Annotated in this window: 3 protein-coding genes; 2 read left to right on the top strand and 1 reads right to left on the bottom strand. The window is 38.6% G+C overall.

Annotation, left to right across the window (positions count from 1 at the left end; translation table 11 throughout):
* On the bottom strand, positions 1-773 hold a 773-nt coding region (locus GXZ17_RS02790; RefSeq protein ID WP_409375768.1), incomplete at its 3' end, for an HD-GYP domain-containing protein.
* Positions 774-949: 176 nt separating this feature from the next.
* On the opposite strand from GXZ17_RS02790, the gene GXZ17_RS02785 reads away from it, so the two are divergent.
* Together GXZ17_RS02785 and GXZ17_RS02780 are read left to right on the top strand one after the other, a co-directional pair.
* The gene (locus GXZ17_RS02785) at positions 950-1,732 is read left to right on the top strand and encodes an HAD-IIA family hydrolase (protein ID WP_409375767.1); all 783 of its coding nucleotides are present in this window, start codon (positions 950-952) and stop codon (positions 1,730-1,732) included.
* Between the two features lie 10 nt (positions 1,733-1,742).
* The gene (locus tag GXZ17_RS02780; protein ID WP_409375766.1) at positions 1,743-3,071 is read left to right on the top strand and encodes a sn-glycerol-1-phosphate dehydrogenase; all 1,329 of its coding nucleotides are present in this window, start codon (positions 1,743-1,745) and stop codon (positions 3,069-3,071) included.
* Positions 3,072-3,474 lie beyond the last annotated feature (403 nt).

Below are 3,474 nucleotides of genomic sequence, written 5' to 3'. Positions count from 1 at the left end.
TTTCTGTAAGGACGGTCTACAGTAAGAGCATCATAAACATCGGCACAAGCACAGATTCGAGATAAAAAATGGATATCCTCTCCTATCAAACCATAAGGATAACCACTTCCATCCATTCTCTCATGATGCTGAAGAGCAATCTCAATACTTTCTATTTCTTCAGGCATTTTTTCTGTTATTAATTCTGCCGACCACGAAGAATGTTTTTTAATCAATTCCCATTCTTTAGGAGAGAGCTTGTCTGGTTTATTCAAAATCTCAACCGGTATCTTAATCTTACCCAGATCGTGCATAATAGATCCCAGAGCAAGAGTTTTCAGCTGAGAGCGGGAAAAACCCAGGAATTTACCGATAAAAACAGAAAGAGCAGCTACATTAACCGAGTGGGTAAAAACTGAATCATCATATTGCCGCAGTTGAACCAAGCTAACCACCGATTTTTTAGAGCTCAAAATTTCTTCTATAATTCCATCTACCAGCTCTTTTAATGGTTCTAAAGAAACTTCTTTACCTTTTATCGCCTGATAAAAGGTTTCGTTTAAAGTCACCAGAGCTTGCCGGCGGAGGTCGTGAGAAATTATTTCTTCCAGATCGGTATCTGGAAAACGAGAATCCCGGATGTAAATATTCTCAAAACCCAATTTCTGCAGTCTATTTATCAGAGTATTATTCAGAACTACCCCTTCTTTTACAAAAATTACCCCATCTTCTCTCAGTATTGGATAACCCACTATCATCCCTGGTTTAAGTTTGTCCACTCTTACTCGGATCATTTATCTATCCTCCACTTTTGCTCTTCAAATTCTTGAATATTTTTTTAACTTTGAAGTCAAATAGTATTATAAAAATAGATATCCATTTTCATTTTGTGTTCGAACTCTCTGCGCCTTGCTTTTGCTCCATCTTTTACCTATTATACTCATTAAAGATGATAATAGGGAGGAATTTTATGAGTTTTTCTGCTATTCGCTTTTTTATTTTAGATATGGATGGCACCTTTTATCTGGGAGAACAGCTCCTTCCCGGTGCTCGAGAATTTTTACAAATTATCTCTGAACAAGACAAAGATTTTTGTTTCTTGACTAACAACTCTTCTCACAGCTCCACCTTTTATGCCCAGAAATTGAGAAAAATGGGATTACGAGATTTCCCTTCCCATAAAATAATTACCTCTTCCCAGGCTACCATTTTTTATCTTTCCCAAATGAATCCCCATCCTCGAGTGTATCTTTTAGGTACCCCGGAGTTAGAGATTGAGTTTTTGCAGGCTAATTTCATTCTAGTACAAAAAGATCCGGACTTTGTGGTTTTAGGATTTGATACAGGCCTGACTTATCAAAAAATAAACCAAGCTTGTCAATTCATAAGAAGTGGAGTCCCCTTTTTTGCCACTCACCCCGACCTAAATTGTCCTACCGAGGAAGGACCGGTAATAGATGCCGGATCTTTCATAAAAGCCATAGAAGCTTCTACCGACCGATCTCCTAAAATATTTGGTAAGCCTTATCCGGAAATGATAGAATATATTCTGCAAAGGACTGAAACTAAAAGGGGAGAAGTAGCCATTATTGGAGATCGTCTCTATACTGACATTGCTATGGGGAAAAAAGCGGGAATCACTACTATTCTGGTTCTCACCGGAGAGACAAAAGAAGAAGATGTAAAAAATTCTCCCTGGCAACCAGATTTCATCTTTACTTCTTTAGAAGAAATAAATAATCATCTCAAGTAAGGAGAGAAAAATGCCTGACAAACTTTTCTTTTTTGCCGAAGCCACCACTTTTCCTTGTAAATGTGGGAAAATTCATCATATCCCGACTAAAAAAACTATGCTGGGGAAAGAAGTGCTACCTCGCATACCTCAAACATTATCGGAGCTTAATTTAGGGAAAAAACTTCTTCTCCTTTTTGACAATAATACCTACGAAGCGGCAGGAAAGGAAACAGAAAGAATTTTAAAAAAAGCTTCTTTTGAAGTTGTACCAGTCTTACTGGAAAAACCTCCTGAGCTAAAATATTTAGAGCCCGATGAAAAGGCTCGAGAACGTATCGGTTCTTTTCTTTTCCACAAACCTGATTTTATATTAGCAGTAGGCTCAGGAGTGATAAATGATTTAGCTAAATTTGTAGCCCATCGGACACAGATTCCTTATGCCGTAGTAGCTACTGCTCCTTCTATGGATGGATATTCCTCTCCCGGAGCTCCCATGTTAGTGGGAGGATATAAAGTAACCTATGATGCCACTCCTCCTTGTGCTATTTTTATGGATCTGGAAATTCTATCTCAAGCTCCTCTTCCTTTGATCCAGTCTGGTTTCTCCGATCTCGTGGGTAAAATCACTGCCAATGCTGACTGGGTAATGAGAAATATTTTACAGGAGGAATATTTCTGTGAATATACTTGGGAGCTGGTAAAAGGAGCCTTAGAAATATTAAGAGAAAAAGCAGAAAAAATAGGAGAAAGAGAGGAAGAAGCCATCTATGCTCTGGCGGTAGCGCTCCTTAACTCGGGTTTCAGTATGACTATGGTGGGAGATTCTCGTCCTGCATCAGGCGCAGAACACCTGGTTGCTCACCATCTTGAGATGATGGCTCTGCATCGGAGAATGGACCCTTCTCTTCATGGCTTGAGGGTAGGAGGAGCAACAGTCATCATTAAGAAAATGTATGACCGATTTATACAAGAGCTGAAAGAAATAGACTGGGAGAAGAGTAAAAACCATTCTTTTAGAAGCCAGGAAGAAGAGTTAAAGATTCACTTTGGCCCACTGTTTCCTTTCATAGAAAAAGATGCTAAAGAAAAACTGAAATGGGATAAAGAAGAAATAAAAGTAGCGGATTCTGCCTTTTTATCGCAGCAATTGCAAGACAAACTATCAGTTATCCCTGACCCAGCTTCTCTATTGCAAAGAGCTCAAGCTCCTCAAACCTTAAAAGAATTAGGATTCTCAGAAAAAATGATTAGAGAAGCTCTACTTTTTTCTCGTTTCATACGAAAAAGAGTAACCATCCTTGACCTCCTGGGAAAAGCAGGACTTTTAGAAGAATATATCGATTACGCCCTATCCTGACGGTTTTTGTAATTAACTATAAAGCGCGGGGAGCCATTCCTTTTTTTCTGCTTTCCTGCAGAGGATCGTGGCAACAAGCAAATCATATCACTCCACTGAGGGAGGGCAAGTGCCTCCCTCAGTGGTTTTTCTATCTTTCGTATTTTGTCCTTTTTCTTTTTCAGGGATTTATAAGGGAGTATCACTCCCTTATAAATCTATTATCTGCCCGCTACTTGTATAACAGGAAAGAGGAAAAACTCCTCACGAAAAAGAAAAAGGAGTCCCTCGCAAAAAGAAGAGGGGTTATAAGAAGTTTACCCCTATAGTTCTATTTAAGAAATTAGCAAGAAACACAGATAAAGATGGACAAATTGCTATCTCATTCATATTTATAAGAGATATTGGTATAAAAGAGATTCCA

Source organism: Candidatus Sordicultor fermentans (assembly GCF_012728195.1).
In the GTDB taxonomy this organism is placed as follows: domain Bacteria; phylum Atribacterota; class Atribacteria; order Atribacterales; family Caldatribacteriaceae; genus Sordicultor; species Sordicultor fermentans.
Note: the sequence above shows the minus strand (reverse complement) of the source record. Positions and strands in the feature narration are given on the sequence as shown.